This is a genomic window from Citrobacter sp. B72, assembly GCF_016894305.1.
Classification (GTDB): domain Bacteria; phylum Pseudomonadota; class Gammaproteobacteria; order Enterobacterales; family Enterobacteriaceae; genus Citrobacter; species Citrobacter portucalensis.
In genome coordinates this window covers 2,210,390-2,226,296 of record NZ_CP069801.1, presented here as the reverse complement: position 1 = coordinate 2,226,296, position 15,907 = coordinate 2,210,390, and the positions used below count along the sequence as shown (strand labels likewise).

General features: G+C 45.8%; 15 protein-coding genes, 1 tRNA gene and 1 pseudogene. 3 read left to right on the top strand and 14 right to left on the bottom strand.

Features of this window, described 5'->3' with window-relative positions; all coding sequences use genetic code 11:
• Window positions 1-73: 73 nt before the first annotated feature.
• Complete coding sequence (locus JQN59_RS10660) at window positions 74-607, bottom strand: hypothetical protein (RefSeq protein ID WP_128612292.1); 534 nt, start codon at window positions 605-607, stop codon at window positions 74-76.
• Between the two features lie 277 nt (window positions 608-884).
• Between JQN59_RS10660 and JQN59_RS10655 the strand changes: the two genes are divergently transcribed.
• The gene (locus JQN59_RS10655) at window positions 885-1,676 is read left to right on the top strand and encodes a winged helix-turn-helix domain-containing protein (RefSeq protein ID WP_239484220.1); all 792 of its coding nucleotides are present in this window, start codon (window positions 885-887) and stop codon (window positions 1,674-1,676) included.
• Window positions 1,666-2,166: a hypothetical protein gene (locus JQN59_RS10650; protein WP_048216234.1), complete on the top strand. Its 501-nt coding sequence runs from the start codon at window positions 1,666-1,668 to the stop codon at window positions 2,164-2,166. The genes JQN59_RS10655 and JQN59_RS10650 overlap by 11 nt, the downstream gene beginning before the upstream one ends.
• A 6-nt stretch (window positions 2,167-2,172) precedes the next feature.
• Here JQN59_RS10650 and JQN59_RS26945 read toward each other — a convergent pair.
• The 6 genes and pseudogenes from JQN59_RS26945 to JQN59_RS10625 all read right to left on the bottom strand — a co-directional run.
• A pseudogene (locus tag JQN59_RS26945) lies at window positions 2,173-2,367 on the bottom strand (tyrosine-type recombinase/integrase); the annotation flags it as partial.
• 167 nt (window positions 2,368-2,534) lie between these two features.
• A tRNA-Thr gene (locus JQN59_RS10645) sits at window positions 2,535-2,636 on the bottom strand.
• Entirely contained in the window at window positions 2,637-2,903 is a 267-nt protein-coding gene (locus JQN59_RS10640) for a YkgJ family cysteine cluster protein (protein WP_048224059.1), read from the bottom strand.
• A complete protein-coding gene (locus tag JQN59_RS10635; RefSeq protein ID WP_149607716.1) occupies window positions 2,900-4,471 on the bottom strand; it encodes a cobalamin adenosyltransferase in 1,572 nt (523 codons plus the stop codon). Before JQN59_RS10635 ends, JQN59_RS10640 begins: the two co-directional genes overlap by 4 nt.
• Window positions 4,472-4,517: 46 nt before the next feature.
• Window positions 4,518-5,615, bottom strand: a complete 1,098-nt coding sequence (locus tag JQN59_RS10630; RefSeq protein WP_048216231.1) for a hypothetical protein — start codon at window positions 5,613-5,615, stop codon at window positions 4,518-4,520.
• A 38-nt stretch (window positions 5,616-5,653) separates the two neighbouring features.
• The gene (locus JQN59_RS10625) at window positions 5,654-6,574 is read right to left on the bottom strand and encodes a helix-turn-helix transcriptional regulator (RefSeq protein WP_048216230.1); all 921 of its coding nucleotides are present in this window, start codon (window positions 6,572-6,574) and stop codon (window positions 5,654-5,656) included.
• Window positions 6,575-7,103: 529 nt separating this feature from the next.
• On the opposite strand from JQN59_RS10625, the gene JQN59_RS10620 reads away from it, so the two are divergent.
• Window positions 7,104-7,715, top strand: coding sequence for a GntR family transcriptional regulator (locus JQN59_RS10620; protein ID WP_048216229.1), 612 nt, complete (start codon window positions 7,104-7,106; stop codon window positions 7,713-7,715).
• Window positions 7,716-7,768: 53 nt separating this feature from the next.
• Here JQN59_RS10620 and fucO read toward each other — a convergent pair whose 3' ends face one another.
• The 7 genes from fucO to JQN59_RS10585 all read right to left on the bottom strand — a co-directional run bounded on the left by fucO (window position 7,769) and on the right by JQN59_RS10585 (window position 15,863).
• Window positions 7,769-8,920 carry a lactaldehyde reductase gene (gene fucO / locus JQN59_RS10615; RefSeq protein ID WP_149607715.1) on the bottom strand — a complete coding sequence of 384 codons (1,152 nt, stop codon included), beginning with the start codon at window positions 8,918-8,920 and terminating at the stop codon, window positions 7,769-7,771.
• A 79-nt stretch (window positions 8,921-8,999) separates the two neighbouring features.
• Complete coding sequence (locus tag JQN59_RS10610; RefSeq protein ID WP_149607714.1) at window positions 9,000-9,896, bottom strand: dihydrodipicolinate synthase family protein; 897 nt, start codon at window positions 9,894-9,896, stop codon at window positions 9,000-9,002.
• A 29-nt stretch (window positions 9,897-9,925) separates the two neighbouring features.
• Window positions 9,926-11,026, bottom strand: a complete 1,101-nt coding sequence (locus JQN59_RS10605) for a mandelate racemase/muconate lactonizing enzyme family protein (protein WP_048216226.1) — start codon at window positions 11,024-11,026, stop codon at window positions 9,926-9,928.
• A 47-nt stretch (window positions 11,027-11,073) separates the two neighbouring features.
• On the bottom strand, window positions 11,074-12,069 hold the full coding sequence (locus JQN59_RS10600; protein ID WP_048216225.1) for an aldo/keto reductase: 996 nt from the start codon (window positions 12,067-12,069) through the stop codon (window positions 11,074-11,076).
• Between the two features lie 28 nt (window positions 12,070-12,097).
• Window positions 12,098-13,477 (bottom strand): PTS transporter subunit IIC, encoded by a 1,380-nt coding sequence (locus JQN59_RS10595; protein ID WP_053071042.1) that lies wholly within the window; start codon window positions 13,475-13,477, stop codon window positions 12,098-12,100.
• 13 nt (window positions 13,478-13,490) lie between these two features.
• Complete coding sequence (locus JQN59_RS10590) at window positions 13,491-14,345, bottom strand: amidohydrolase family protein (RefSeq protein WP_103014332.1); 855 nt, start codon at window positions 14,343-14,345, stop codon at window positions 13,491-13,493.
• 522 nt (window positions 14,346-14,867) lie between these two features.
• A complete protein-coding gene (locus JQN59_RS10585) occupies window positions 14,868-15,863 on the bottom strand; it encodes a LacI family DNA-binding transcriptional regulator (RefSeq protein ID WP_048216224.1) in 996 nt (331 codons plus the stop codon).
• Window positions 15,864-15,907 lie beyond the last annotated feature (44 nt).

The following is a 15,907-nucleotide window of genomic DNA, read 5'->3' as shown; positions in this document are numbered from 1 at the left end:
TTAACTAATAGCTTCATGATTAAAAAGCTCCAGGGGGGATTACCACCCTGGAAAAACTTTTTTGAGAGTAATCCTATTTATTAAACCTGTAAACAAAGAAGTGCAGGTTGGCGGTGTTTTTAAGATTATACCTCTTTGCTATGGCGAGTGTATTTCTCAAAAAGTTTTTATAACTTACGCCTGATTTTTTTGCAGCCAAGAAAATACTCTCTGAAAGTTTTAGTGATTGAATTGTTTTAACTTCACATTGGCTCATTCCTTTGAAGTCCTTGAAAAATTCAATTTTTTCAATTACATTACTCACCGATTTTAGTTTAGCTATCGTTATAAGGTGTCGCCATTTGTTTAAATCATCATACACAGATAAATCAATTTGAGATGAGATAACCTTAGAGATCCATAACCCGCGAGAGATCAAAATCGTTCGAATTTCATCCTCTTTGGAAAAGTGATATAGGGTGTCATTCAGTTCTCCAAGCGAGTTAAATGAATCGACATCAATGAAACATATTCTATTTTCACAACAAATTTGTTTCATTAAAGCGAAAATAGACTGACGAAGAAAAGTATCATGCGTGATGACCATGAATGTTTGCCTATCCATCATGAGTAAATCCTGATAATGCCCTTCATGATGTTCTCAAAATTAATTGACAGAACCTTCACGAAGAGCCTCGTTACTGGGAGGGTTTGAGACGAAAATAATAATACAACAACACCTTACCCAGGAATCTATAGAAGTAATGTCATGTCATATAGGTAGATATTCTGATAAAGCAATAGAAGAAATAGTTTTATAAAATATCTAACTGCAAAATGCGTATGCGTGATAGAGCACAATGTCAAAACGTGAAATATCAGCTAAAATAGAGAGGAACAATCATATGCAGATGAATACACATATGCTTTACCAAATTTACAACGAAGTAACATTCAGAACTGATGATGGTGTCCTTGCCAGTCTTTCATCACCCGAAAATTCGGTTGTACTTTCCATCACGGCGAATCGTATTTTTTCGTTCCTGCTTGAGCAACGAGGCAAGGTCGTTTCCCGTGAGGATCTTTTAGTTAATGTTTGGGATAAGAATGGGTTTCAGGCCTCGAATAACTCTCTGAGCCAGTACATTTCATTTATACGAAGAGGACTCCACGATCTGGGCTGTAATCAGGAAGTCATTCAGACTATACCCCGGGTGGGCTTCTTGGTTCCTGATGACTCTATATCTATCAGAGAGACTGATAACTACCGTGAAATCAATTCATTAAATGTTCAGTCAACGGTGCAAATTAAAAAAACGCAAGTATCGGCAAAAATCTGGATTTTTGTAATGATTTTGTTGCTGAGTTCACTGGTTATAGCCTTTTACCCATCACAAAATGGTGCTTCTGATATGATTTCAGCTATAAAGACTTGGAAACTCGGTAAGATTGATCAGTGCCCTGTGTATACTTTTTATAACAACTCCCCAGAAATGATGTCCGTCAAACTCGAAAAAGCCAGATTGTTAACAAACACTTACCTTCCGTGCATTCAGGGTGCGACCTACTTCTTCCAGCCTGACGATCTATACACCTACGGTGAAAAAGGACGCGTATTTTTGTCCCGCTGCACCTGGAATAACAAAGAAAAAACTAAATTTGCAGGTTGCAAGGATATCTATATCCATGAAAATTAATAAGAAAAAAACACTGATAAGCGTCTCAGCAATTGCGTTTGTTTCAGCAATTGCTGTTCGCGCGACAGGAATCGCTGACTGGGCACCCAATAATGGGATAAGCATCAACTGTGTATCGACGATCTCGATGCCAGAATTACCTCATGGGGTGAAATTCAATGGCAGTGTATACGTTCAGATTTATAAAGACGGATCCGGTGAGGTTGATTTTTCTGGTGTCGTTACGGAAACAGGAGAGCATGGCGTTGGGAAAAGTAGCGTCCAGCGTACCATTGCGTTTGAATACGTGATGCTAGATTCTGGCACCGTAAGGCTTTCTGAAGCACGACTGAGAAAGAAATCAGCTGACACAATGCCTGATGATTTTTTTACTAAAGCCATCTACGATAGCTCTGAACCAGAGAAACGAATGCATGTATCAAAACTTCAAAATGCATATCTGATAGGCAACATTTTTTCACCATCACTTTTATGTGTCAGTAAATCCTAATACCATTTCAACGCCGCCACGCATATGCCCCAATTTAGCCTCAGCTACCTCGTTTGGACATTGCAAACGAGATAGCCCTGTCCGTACAGGGCGGCACAGATCATGGGACGTCCAATGAGGTATATCAAGCATTTGACCACTTTCATGTAAACGCAATGAGTTTTCAGTTAGATACTTCTGTTGGATTCCCTTCTTAGTAGCCTATGAAGGGAATAGTTTGTAGGATCTGAATTTATTTGAGAACGGGAACATGACACTCAGCTATGCCATGCTAAATAAGTACGCCAGTAAGTACGCCAGTAAGTACGCGGGAGAGAAAACAGTAAGATTATATGCAAATAATAAACTGTAACCTATTGATTTAAATGGCACGATAATAGGAGTCGAACCTACGACCTTCGCATTACGAAAGCGAGCCAACTCCATAATGAGTACATATTGACCCTGACCCCTTCGTGAAGCACACCGCCCTACAGTTTCTCCAGAATTAAACACGCTTCACGATTAAGCGTAATGAACTCCTGCCAGCTATATTGCTGTTGGTAGTTAAGCTGATACTGCTTTTCTACCTGGCAAATAAGCGGACGTGTTTCATAAATCGCGCACAGCTTTGTCTCCATCTGATAGTGACGACAAATGCCGTCACCGCGATCAAGAAACTGCGTTTCACTGGCGCGATCGACGTGGCGACAACAAGCGCCACACTGGTTACAGGGAAACGCGGGCGTGAGCGTCATAGCTTACTTAACCAGCTACGTACAGAGCGGGTATTCCCTGCTTCAAACGGTAGCGCAATATTTCGGCGCTCAACCTCTGCACGCAGCAACAAACCACGCTCAATTTCACTGTTCACCGCGTTAAGATGCAGCGAGAAACGCGATAACGCTGACGTATCAATAGCAAACTCTAACGCCGAAAGCTCCAGTAGATAACGATCGAGTTCAGCATTCACCTGTTGATAATACTCTAGTGCTTTCTGATACTTATCTTTAAACGTATCCAGAAACGCCCAGACCTTTTTCATCAATGCGCTGTGTTCCAGGAAGTAGTTCATTACCAGCGTCAGAATACCTGTCGCCAGCGCACCGCAGAAAGCGGCCAGTTCCGGACCAAAAGGAAAGACGAGCATCTTGGCTAAAGCTTCGTTAACCACCACACCAGCAGCCACGGCCACACCCGCAGCCACCAGCTTGCTTACCGCTTTAGCGAGCTGCCCCGGCGCTAAGCCTTCAGGGTTAAAGACCATAACTTTAAAGGCCTGTACCAAATTGTTCCACATCTCACGAATCAGGCGCACCATCATCTTCTTAGTCGTAAAGAAGATATTGAAGAGCGTCGTCGTAATGCTGGAGAGCACGCCACCGATGGCTCCGTCTTTAAAGGACGTCAGGAAAGTGCTGAATTTACCCTGCACTCGCTGCCAGACTGCGCGTAATGCCTCCGCCGCATCTTGCAGGAAGTCTCCGGCATCGAATGAATGACGATGCTTCTCAAACATCACGGGAATACGCGCGCGGAACTCAAACCAGGTCTCTGCCAGAATCAGTCCCAACATCTGCCGCGTTCCCATGCGAAACGCATTGTTCATTGTGGCGGTGGCGACATTCTTCGCAAACTTACTGCTGGTATAATATTCCTGATTGATCGTACTGTTGTATTTTACCCGCGCCTTTTTGTCGGCCTCTTTCATCCGTTCAAAATCGGCGGCGGCTTTATTTTCCAGCTTATTCAGCTGTTTTTGCTCTTGCTCGGAAAGCGTTGGTTGGCTGCGTAAACGGGCAATTTCCTGCGTGGTCACAGCATGCTGTTCTTGTAGCGTTTGCACGAAGGCATCCATCGTTTTCGCCTTCTTCGCCTTATTCAGCGACTCATTCGTGAAGGTCAGATTTGATGAATCATTAGCCAGATCGGCACCATCACATTCGGCAAGGATACGCCCGGGATCGTTGTGAATTTCATGGGCGGCAATAATATGGTCGAGGTTCTTTTTATCATTAGCCGCAAATTTCTCACCGGTGTAGGTATCGGTCAACGTACCGGCCTCGTGCGCCTTTTTTCCCGCCCGGTTGGTGGCAATGTAGTTTTCGTGGCTATGGTAATGATGAGAATCATACCCTTCACGTTGCTCGTACCGTTGACGCTCGGCATCGGTGGCATACACTCCCTCGCGAGCGTTATGAATGGTATTCACATCGCCGCCGTGTTTATCCTCCAGCAAGAGAAAATCCAACCCAAAAGAGGTGGTCAGACTCTTAACCACCGTCTGATGTAACTCTTCACCCCAGTCAAACCTGGCTGTGTTCATTGTGCTCGCCCATAGCAATGCCGGGCAGATTCGCCCGGCGCGTCGATTAAATACGAGAAGAAAATGCGTCAAACTCAGAAGCAGAAACCGCCAGTTTTTCGTCCAGAATCTCTTTGTTCAGCAGGTTCATACCGTTGCTGTCGGTCTGCAGTTGGATCACGCCATCTTCGATAACGGCTTCACCGTTTTCCTGCGTCACCGGCTTGAACAGCGGCGTGGTGATCACGTCGGTCATGATGGCGGCTAATTCATAACCATGGTCGATAATCGCCATGATCTCTTCCGACTCACTAATCTCGGTGGTTATATTCTTCTCATGACGTTCAACAATGATGGCATGCATCGCTTTCAGCGGTTCAAAGTAGTGTTGAACAAAGACGCTATGCATACGGGTTATTGATTCATAAATGCTATTTACATACTGCTGCACCTTCGTCAGCTGCGCTTCAGCCGCATTCATTTTTTCCACCGCAGCTGTCACTTCACGGGAGCTTTGATAAGCATTGTTAAGCGCCTTTTCGGCATGGCTATCGTAAGCCCAGCCTGCGATAGCAATCAACGGAGCCACTACCGCGCCGCCAAGTACCATCGCACCGCCCGCCATTCCCCAGCCGCCTGCGGCCAGAGAACCGCCGCCAATAGCCGCCATTGTGGCGTTATACGCCGCCGCACCAGACAGGGCGGCAATCGGCGTACCGGTAGACGCTGCGGCAAACGCCATCACGCCGCTGTACACGGCAAAACCAGCGGCAGCACCGGACACCCCGGCACCGACGACCGTCGTCAGATATTCCGTGGCGGAAATCGCCAGACTCTGAATTTTATTGATGTTGTGCTGCGGTACTTTCAGACGAAGATCTTTATGCCCATCCTTAGCCATACGCGCCAACAGATCGTCGGCAATCGTTTTAAATTCATTGAAATCTTTACCGATCTTCAGTTCTTTTTCACCCAGCTCGGCCAGTTTTTTCGACGTTGTTTCATTCGCCAGATCAAAGCTCTCTTTATGCTTATCAAAGCGACGTTGCGCGCGATCTAAAACATCGTCGGCTTCTGATTTTTTCTGGTAGCCATCATAAGCTTTTTTGCCACCAAACGCCGTTGCCGCTGCCGCGACGCCCAGAATAATGAAAGGTAACGCCATAAATAAAAATCTCCTGTGCAATAAGTCGTTGTTACCCGCTACGCATCACATTCCAGAACAGGAACAGAGTCGCGATCGCCAGTGATGTAGTTATGCAGTATGTTGATGACCGTTGTTTTCAACCATTCAGGTTCCAGAATTTCTATATTCGGTAACCAGAATAGAATTAATGGAATAATTTGATTCTGATGTGCTGCCTTGCAAAGCAAAGTCACGCCATCATTCTCTTCACGCACTAATTCTTGCTGAGGCAGTAAATCTCGTCTTGCGAAGTAGCCAGCAATGCTGTGTTTAATACGCACCCGCACCTCAAACGTCTCTTCACTTACCCAAGGATCGCGATGCTCATCAATTAATGACAGTGTGGGTGTATCGACCGTAAAATGCTCTTTCCGGATATCCAACCACCGAATTTTACTTAACGAAAAAGACTTTAGCTTTCCGTCCTCGGTCGCCTGCAGATACCAAATATTTTTCTGGTTAACTAATTTATAAGGGTGAACGGTGCGCGTTTTGTCTTTATATAAAATATGACAGACACTGTTTTTCTGAATCGCTTTTTCTAATAAGTTAAAATACTTTCGCAAATCATTTCTGACTGAATGTTCAGGGCGACCAAACTGAACTCTAACATGCTGTTCTACCGCTCGTTTTTCTAAGCTAAGCCAAAAATCCTCATCTCTATCAGGAAAAACCGCGTCGGCGTCCAGCAGCTTTGCCAGTGGGTCATGAAGGGCATAGGCGCTATTATTCTGCGCGCGAATCGGTATCAATCGATACTCTCCTCCACCACACCCCTCAATAAAGGAGGAAAGCATATTAAGATCACGATAGACCGTTCGTTCAGTGATATTAAATTTCTTCATCAACTGATAGCGATTCACTACGCCACAAGTTTGCAGCTCTATTAGGATATCGACTAAACGTTCTGCTGAGCAACTCCTTGCTGAATCAGCCATAAGCACCTACTTTTCTGTTTTCCTGACATGAATTATATATAAAATGCTGACATATCCTGTCAGTGTATCGGCACGCTGATCATTTTTTTTAGAGAAATCGACAATTTATTTGACCATTAGTCGCATTGGACAATTTTTAGGGACAAAAAGCGCTCCTCATCAGGAGTAAATGCCAGAGACATGGCGGCCAAAAGACCACCTACATACATCCTCATCAAACTGGCTAACGGCTATCTCTTCCACTAAGCCAAATTCAACGTTGAGTTTGCAAAGGTGGATTGTCAGGAGAGTTTCTTAATGATGGCCAGTATCGTGGTATGAACGCCGGTATTTGGTTTCTTCACGCTGAGTAAAAAAACATCATCTGCAGAAGGATGTGGACGCGCTGGCAGCTGTTAGTGCTGCTGACTGAGTCGTTGAAACACGAGCTAATTCGTTGTACAACCGGGCTTACCCATTGATTTCATAGTGACAAGGGGCTAATTTGTATCTCATTAAACATGATTATGACCCTCATTAAAGCCAGACTATGAACATCAGCGAAAAAACATATCATCAATTGAAGGCCAAAATCATCGCCAATGAGTTGGTGGGGGCTATCTCAGAAAATGAGCTATGTCAGGAACTTAATGTCAGCCGTACGCCGCTGCGCGAAGCTTTGTTTCGCCTGATGACTGAAGGCTGGATTGAGCCTTCCAAAAATAAAACGAAAACCATTAAACCCATTACGCTCAGTGAAATACGTGATATTTTCCAGATCCGAAAAGACATTGAAATTATGGTATTGAATTTGTCATGGGAGAACCAGGACCCGCAACGCTACCAGACAATTAAAGATAAAATTGAAGTCGGTTTTCATGATTCGAATGTGTCTTTATTACTCGAAGCTGATAACGAGCTACATGAACAAATGCTATCCGATTGCCACAACGCTATTGTGACTAAAACGCTGACCTTCATGTATGACCGGTTACGCATGCTGCGTTCAGACAAAATGAAAAATGATTCAATTATTGATTCATCCAAAGAACATTTGAAAATTTGCGCCGGTATTATTGCCCGCGATATAGAACAAACCCGTGAGGCCATTGCCCATCACGTCAACAACTCCTACAACCGCCTGTTCTCCAGCTTTAAATAGGCTATGCATATAACATGACCGGTATTTCTACCGGTCATGTGGAAAGTTAAAAATTAGTAGAGTTGTCGGTACAACGCCTTAATCTCTTCAATGCAAGTATCTCGAGGGTTTCCACCTGTACAGACGTCCGCCATTGCCGCGGCTGCCAGAGCATCGATATCTTCATATTTCATGCCGATATCGCGCAGTCGGGCGGGAATATTTACGTCGCGGTTAAGCTGTGCCACGGCTTCAACGGCCGCCTGACGCGCCTCTTCGATCGGCATCACCATGGCCTGAGTATTGCCCAAAGCCTGTGCAATTTGGCGATATTTGTCTCCTGTAAACTCGGCGTTGTATGCCATGATATGCGGCAATAGCACTGCATTGGCGACGCCGTGTGGCGTACCATAGAATGCACCCAGAGGATGGGCCATCCCATGCACCAGGCCCAATCCGACATTAGAAAAGCCCATCCCGGCAATATACTGCCCCACCGCCATGCCTTCAGCGTCCTGGGCGACTCCCTGTATCGAACCGCGTAGCGAACGCCCTATCATCTCAATCGCCTTTAAATGAAGCGTATCGGTTAATTCCCATGCCCCTTTCGTAATATATCCTTCGATTGCATGAGTCAGTGCGTCAACACCGGTTGCCGCTTTTAAACTGGGCGGCATGCTGGCCATCATGTCAGCATCAATAATGGCAACGACCGGAATAGCATGAGGATCGTAGCAAACGAACTTACGTCGGTTCTCTACATCGGTAATCACATAGTTAATAGTCACCTCAGCTGCCGTACCCGCGGTCGTTGGAATGGCAATCATCGGTACAGCGGCATTTTTAGTGTCAGCCCCACCTTCGAGGCTGCGGACATCGGCAAACTCAGGGTTGTTAATGATTATCCCTACCGCTTTGCACGTATCCTGCGGTGAACCGCCACCAATAGCGACCAGGTAATCTGCCCCCGCCTGACGAAATGCCTCAACACCTTGCTGCACGACGTCAATCGTAGGGTTAGGTATGACCTTATCAAAAATTTGGTAAGGCAACCCTGCGCTATCAAGAATATCAAGTACCTTGGTCGCTACATTAAACTGGATAAGATCGTGGTCAGTAACTACCAGCGCTTTTTTGAAACCTCGCTTTTTAACTTCATCAACGATAGCGTTAATTGAACCCAAGCCAAAATATGAGGTTTCATTTAATATCATTCTATAAGACATATTCTATACCTTATAACAGAGAGGTATAACAGCAATACAGCATTGCCGTAGCATAATGTATGCTGTTATTGATTTTTGATTATTGGATACTGAACATTATGTCAATCTGTTGCGATTCCTGACGAGTTAGTTCCCCCGCAAAGCTTCTTGATTTCTCTCCAGAATACTGAAACTTATGAGCCACCGCGGTTTTAATTGTAGTAACAAAATCATTACCAATATTATAAATAGCAGAAAGTCGGCTTATCTCACGCTGTATGCCAGTAAGCTGGGTAAGATCATTTTCATCCCAGGCTTTAATTGCCTGCACAAAAAGTTCTGGACAAATATTATTTAATCCTGAAATAACTCCCGCGCCACCCGCGAGAAGATTTGGGATAAGATATTCATCATAACCGGACAGAACAACAAAATCGTCTCTAACGGACGCGACTTTCTGAATAATTTCGCGAGTATGAGAGAGACAATCAACAGTATCTTTAACACCCACAAAATTGGGAAATTCTGCCGCTAATTGCGCTACCAGTACCGCGTCCAGGTCGCATCCAGTTCGGGCAGGAAAGTTGTATGCGAACCATTTTCCATTCAGGCGCTGCCCCAGACCGCGGTAGTATGCCAATAGTTGGGCCGGCGTTTGTTGAAAATAGTAGTGAGGTAGAATCATCACTGCTTGATACCCGCAATGCCAGGCCTCTTCTGACAGACGTATCATATCCGCCATACAGGTAGCTGAGATATTTGCCACCAGCGGCAGCGATGACATTTTCCGTGCCTCACGGATAAGCATCAGTCGTTCATCCAGCGTTAATGCGGTGAACTCCCCAATACTTCCCATTAGCAATACGACATGAGTCCCAGCCTCTTCCAAACGTCGCAAATGCTGCTGCAGTGCCGATAAATCAATATTTCCTTGTTGATCAAAAGGCGTAATTGATGGGCACCATGCACCGTGAAATTGAGCATGATTTTCAGACATAATATATTCCTGAGAAAATAAAAATTGTTTTATTCAATGACATGGTAAACAACAGTATCAGCCTGTATTTTCTGCCAGTCCCACTGAATACCCAAACCAGGTTCTTCTGGTGGGAAAGCATATCCTTCGCGAATATTCACTTTATTTAGAGTAACACTATCGAGCTGTGGAATATATTCCAACCAACGGCTATTAGTAATGGCGCAACATAATGATATATGCAATTCCATCAAGAAATGCGGACAGACAATTTTATTAAAGCATTCCGCCATATGTGCAACTTTAAGCCATGGTGTAATACCACCAATACGAGCCACATCAACCTGAATAATATCTGCGGCATTATTCTGTAAATACTCTTTGAAGTGCTGGATAGAATAAATGGACTCACCCACCGCGACAGGAATGGTGGTTGACTCACACAATTTTTGATGGGAATCAACATCATGCGCCAGAAACGGCTCTTCAATCCATGAAAGATTAATATGCTCCAACAACGCAGCGCGCTGTTTGGCTTCCGAGAATTTAAACGCCTGGTTGCAATCAGTCATGATCACGTACTCATCACCCACCGCTTCACGTACAGCAGTCAAACGCTCGATATCACGCACCGGACTTTCAGAACCAATTTTGATTTTAGAACCGCAGAATCCCTGCGCCTTAACAGCCAGCGCATCATCAACTAATTCCTGAGTGCTTAAATGCAGCCAGCCCCCTTCGGTGGTGTATAACTTCATGCGCGACTTCGCACCACCTGCGACTTTATACAGCGGCAAATTCATGCGCTTACACTTCAAATCCCATAATGCGGTATCAATGGCTGCCAGTGCCAGAGACGTAATGGCGCCAACCGAGGTCGCGTGAGTTGAGAACAGCAATGATTCCCAGATGCCCTCAATCATCGTAGCATCCTGACCAATCAATTTCGGTAACAGGTGATCTCGTAACAGCGCAACCACAGATGAGCCGCCGGTGCCAATTGTGTAGGTATAGCCCTCACCAATTTCTCCACTCGATGTTGTTAAACGAATAATCGGCGTCTCTTGTGAGACAAAAGACTGAATCGCATCGACACGTTTTACTTTAGGTTTCAAATCAACCATAAAGATTTCGGCTTTAACTATTTTCATTACATCCTCAATATCTGTTAATTTTTTCGCAAAGTTACAAATGATGCTTACTGAATACCAATGCTGGCCAGTTCATCCCACAATTCCTGCGGAATATCCCAGTTAGCCCAGGCAAAATTAGTCAACGCTTGTTCTACGGATTGAACGCCGCAGGTTACGGTGACCACATTTTGGTTTCTTAATGGGAATTGCAGCGCCGCAGCACCAATTGGCACGGCATGTTTTGCGCATAGCGCTTCTATCGCATTGACTTTTTCAATAACCTGCGCTGGCGCGGAACCGTATTCATACAACGCCTTAGATTTATCTTTCGCGACTAAAACTCCGGTAGCGAAAGGTGCGGCAACTGCCACCGAAACATTGTTGCTTTCACATTTAGCAAAGAACGCCTGGCGGTCTGTTTCCAGCAGGTTGTAGCGGTTGGCGAGCATTAAGATATCCGGGGCAGCGTTATCCATCACCTCCATCAGGATTGCCTCTTCATTCGCGCCTGCGCCCCAGGCTTTGATATCACCATTGCGCTTTAGCTCTTCTAAAGCCTTCTGCCCTGACTCGCAGAAGGTTTTAAAATGTTGGCGTTCCAGTTCCGTATTGCCGTAGGTATAAGTGCCGAGATCGTGTACATAGAGAATGTCGATATAACGGGTTCCCAGCCGCTGGATAGAGTTTTCGTATGAGCGCATGATGCCCTCATAGGAGTAATCAGCCTGTCGGTTAAAAGGGTTCTCATCATAAAAAAATTCCCCTGCTTCAAGGCCTGGCTCTTGTTTCCGGGATTGCAGCAGGCGACCAACCTTGGTGGACAAAACATATTCGCTACGCTCCAGTCCACGTAATCCCAGACCTAAACGCAGTTCAGAAAGTCCGCTGCCATAATGTGGTGCAGTATCAAAGTAGCGCCAGCCAACCTGAATTGCCTTATCAACAATGTCCATGGCTTCGTTATTGCTCAGCGTTCTGAATAAATTAGCCAGGCTGGCTGCGCCGAAGGTTAAAGAAGGTACACTAAGCTCTACACTTTTAATTGTATTCTGAGTAATCATAATATTCCCCTGATGTTTATCAGTATTCTTAGTCAACTTTGTTTGCAGTTAATGAGGTCGCTGCTGTTGATTTATTATTAATATTAAAAATCAACTTCAGCACATAAATAATAATCCCGGTCACTACGATAGAAAAAAGACACAAGAGCGCAGGATTCATTCCTTTTAACAGCTCGAACATTTTGTAGAAGATATAAGATATAGCGTGTGAGCCACCATCGATTGATGAGGCCATCATCTCTTTTGGCACATTCAATTGTGCCTTTTCGGCCAAAGCCTGCGACACTACAGCGAGATCCGAACCAAACCACAGGATCCCACACACGATGACAATGCCATTAATTAATCCACGGAACATGTTTCCGTTGCATGCAACCGTACCAAAGACAACAAATATCGGCAGATAAGGAATATCGGCGAATGGCATCATGGTATTAAAAGGCAAAATAGTACTAATCAGAATCGTGAGTGGCACCATCAAAATACCTACAGACAATACCGCAGGATTTTTAAAAGCAATTTCACCGCTGATACCAAAATAAAGTGACTTTGTTGGAAAACGTTTCTTTACCCATTCAGAAGCAATTTCAGTAATCGGTACCAGACCACTGACCAGCACTCCCGCCATCGTCGGTAATAACACCATGACCGCAGCAAAATTCATTCCACTCTTAATAATATCGCTGAACGGTAGCGCGCCAAGCATACCGATGATCACCCCCAGAATGGCCCCCATCGCTAACGGACTACCAAAAAACCCTAGTTTGGCTTCAATTTTGCTGAGATTAAGGTCAATTTTGTTAATCAACGGAATGCGATCAATTACACGGTCCATTAAAAATGCCAGCGGGGCCCATGCGACGATCTCCGCCTGAGTAATGGTCACGTTTGGCGTGTCACAGAATTTCTGCACATGTGGGGCAATGTAATCGGCGATTTTTAGCGTAATAATAAATGTGATCCAACTTGCAAAAATCCCCATCCAAAATGAACCCGTCACCTGTTCAACGATGATTCCGGCAAATACAAAGTGCCAGTAATTCCAAAAATCAACGTTAAGGGTTTTGGTGGTATTGGTTGAAATCATCAACAAATTAGTGGCAAAACATAACGCATAAACAATCGGCAGAGAAAGCGCAGCCAGACTGAAGGCGCTAATTAACGGCCAGCCCAGATCCAATACTTCATAATGAAGATTGAGGTTTTTTACCATCGCTTCTGTCGAGCTGCTAAGTGATGTCACCATAAAACCGATCAGCAACGAAAGACCGAGAAACCCAATACCTACCGTCATTGCATTTTTCGCCGCATCGGCAAGTTTCGCGCCAAATAGCACGGCAAATAAAAACATAATCATTGGAATGACCACTGCCGGGCCAAATCCGAGGATATATTGAACGACTTCCATAAGTGCCCCCCTGTTACTTTAATGAGTAAACCTTCTCTGCCACGCGATAAAAAAAGTTATCGCTGGAAAGAGCCTGGTGAGATTGCAGGTAGTTCTGGTAAAGCCCTAAAGTGTCGGCATACGGTAATGCCAGTAGAGAAACAGGCCAGTCGGATCCATACATCACTCGCTCATCACCAAATGCGGCAAAAACCGAGCTAAAATAAGGTTCAAGCTCCTGGCTCGCCTGCCCAGGTCCCGTCCAGCGGGCATAATCTGCTTCCGTGACCAGGCCTGATAGTTTGCAAAAAACATTGCTGTAAGCCTCACCAATCAACATTAACTGTTCACGCCAGCGGGTAATTTCTCCGTCGCGAACTGCGGGTTTTGCCGCATGTTCGATAACAAAGGTCACTTCCGGACAAGCAGAGATAAGCTGGCTTGCCGCCTCCAGCTGTTGGTGCGTAACCAGCAGTTCATACACCAGCCCCTGCTCTCCAACGCAACGTACCCCCTGGATAAATTGCGGGGTCACTAAATGGCTCTCAGGCAAGCCCTGAGACATATAGCGGATCCCTTTCAGATAGCGGGATTTTCTCTGCAGTCTCTGCAAATCCTCTGCGATCCCAGCCCCGCGGTTTATATCCACCCATCCCACAACACCTTTTACTTCATCGTGATGCTCAGCTATTTCCAGCAGCCATTCGGTCTCCTCAATTGAAGGGATGGCTTGTACTAAAATGGCGCCTTCGATGTGGTTTTCAGCCAATACGGCCTGCAAATCGTCAATAAGAAAATCACGGCGAATTGCCGCCAGATCGTCTGTGATCCAGGCAAAATGCTCTCCCTGGCAATGCCAAACATGGTTATGGGTATCAATCACTTTCATACTCACCCTCCTGTATTTTAATTGTATACAATGAGAATACAATAAAAGTCTGTGGTTAAAAGGCAACCACGGAATGCACTATCTGAGTACGGGATCACAATTTTCACGGTTTATCTGTAGGCTAAAAAAGGGACGTAAAAGCCTATAACCGCCGTAGAATCCGATGTCACTGAGCTGAACTATTGCATGTGGTTAATGTGGTGGACGCTTGTGCGTCCCGCTGAAGTTACAGAAGCAGAATGAGCAGAGAAGAGCGATAGATGGGTAAGTACGAACTAAAATCTAAACGTTTCGTAAGTTACGATGTATTGATACGTTAACATTAATAAATAACGGTTATTTTATTGAAACCCAAAATTACGACGAGAGTTTAATACACGCCCCAACTTTGAGCCTTGCGCGCTAAACCGTGACTTAGCAGTACCCCCACGTTTCAGTTTTGTAACATCCACCAGCAAATTAGCGATACCCCCACATAATTCACACATCCCTCCGGTTGATGAAACGAAGCAGTTAGGTTAATCAGATTGAGGCGCGCGGAAGCCAGGGGCTGTCTACCCGCACGGTATCCCGGTGATCGAGCCCCTGGATAAGATGCAGCGCGCTAAGACGCCCGATTTCATAGTGCGGCAGCTGTACCGTTGAGAGCGGCGGCAAAAATAGCTCGCCGGTGCCCACCATATTGTCATAGCCCAGCACAGCGACGTCCTGCGGAATGCGCAGCCCTCGCCCCAGCAAGAGCTGGTAGATAACAAAAGCCACGCGGTCGTTACCGCACACCACCGCATCGAACATCGGGCGCGCGCCGCTCAGGTAATGCCCGGCAATCTCCGCCGCATCAATATGGTGGCGCTCGCCCGGCGGAAGATAGTGGTGGAACATTGCATCAGGGTCGACACCCGCTTCACGACAAGCCCTCTCCATTCCCGCCCGACGGCGATCGGTCGCCACAATTCCTTTCGGTAGGTGGATACACAGCAGTCGGCGATAGCCTGCGGCCAACAGAGCTTTCACGCCAAGATATTGCCCTTGTTCATCATCGGGAATATAGGTGGGGAAAGGGCCGCTTGTGCTTTCACAGTTCGCCAGCACGCAGCGATACTTATGCAGCTTTTCCGGTACCGGTACCTGGCGCAGTCCCATCGCGGTGTAGATAATACCGTCCGGGCGATGCGCCAACAGCAGATCAACCATTTTCTCTGGCTTGTCATTGCTGAACATATTCACCACAAAGCTATTCCAACCGTGCGCCCGCGCGGTCTCTTCGATAGAGAGCGTTATCTCCACGGAAAATGGCGTAGTCATGGTGTCCAACGCCAGCACCCCAATCGTGTTAGCCGTGGTTTTCGCGCCACGAATTTTTTTAGCGGAGAGATCGGAGACATACCCCAGCGCATCTACCGCTTCCATCACCTTTTTATAGGTTTCAGGCCGTAGTCGTTCGGGCTCGTTAATCGCCCGCGATACGGTCATTAACGAGACGTTAGCCCGCTGCGCCACATCCTTTAAAGATGCCATACCCTCTCCTTCGCCGATGTTCACTTTGCCGGGGTCTGAAAATG

Coding starts and splice junctions, on each gene's coding strand:
- JQN59_RS10660 (WP_128612292.1), bottom strand. CDS start 607: ATGATGGATAGGCAAACATTCATGGTCATCACGCATGATACTTTTCTT.
- JQN59_RS10655 (WP_239484220.1), top strand. CDS start 885: ATGCAGATGAATACACATATGCTTTACCAAATTTACAACGAAGTAACA.
- JQN59_RS10650 (WP_048216234.1), top strand. CDS start 1,666: ATGAAAATTAATAAGAAAAAAACACTGATAAGCGTCTCAGCAATTGCG.
- JQN59_RS10640 (WP_048224059.1), bottom strand. CDS start 2,903: ATGACGCTCACGCCCGCGTTTCCCTGTAACCAGTGTGGCGCTTGTTGT.
- JQN59_RS10635 (WP_149607716.1), bottom strand. CDS start 4,471: ATGAACACAGCCAGGTTTGACTGGGGTGAAGAGTTACATCAGACGGTG.
- JQN59_RS10630 (WP_048216231.1), bottom strand. CDS start 5,615: ATGGCGTTACCTTTCATTATTCTGGGCGTCGCGGCAGCGGCAACGGCG.
- JQN59_RS10625 (WP_048216230.1), bottom strand. CDS start 6,574: ATGGCTGATTCAGCAAGGAGTTGCTCAGCAGAACGTTTAGTCGATATC.
- JQN59_RS10620 (WP_048216229.1), top strand. CDS start 7,104: ATGAACATCAGCGAAAAAACATATCATCAATTGAAGGCCAAAATCATC.
- fucO (WP_149607715.1), bottom strand. CDS start 8,920: ATGTCTTATAGAATGATATTAAATGAAACCTCATATTTTGGCTTGGGT.
- JQN59_RS10610 (WP_149607714.1), bottom strand. CDS start 9,896: ATGTCTGAAAATCATGCTCAATTTCACGGTGCATGGTGCCCATCAATT.
- JQN59_RS10605 (WP_048216226.1), bottom strand. CDS start 11,026: ATGAAAATAGTTAAAGCCGAAATCTTTATGGTTGATTTGAAACCTAAA.
- JQN59_RS10600 (WP_048216225.1), bottom strand. CDS start 12,069: ATGATTACTCAGAATACAATTAAAAGTGTAGAGCTTAGTGTACCTTCT.
- JQN59_RS10595 (WP_053071042.1), bottom strand. CDS start 13,477: ATGGAAGTCGTTCAATATATCCTCGGATTTGGCCCGGCAGTGGTCATT.
- JQN59_RS10590 (WP_103014332.1), bottom strand. CDS start 14,345: ATGAAAGTGATTGATACCCATAACCATGTTTGGCATTGCCAGGGAGAG.
- JQN59_RS10585 (WP_048216224.1), bottom strand. CDS start 15,863: ATGGCATCTTTAAAGGATGTGGCGCAGCGGGCTAACGTCTCGTTAATG.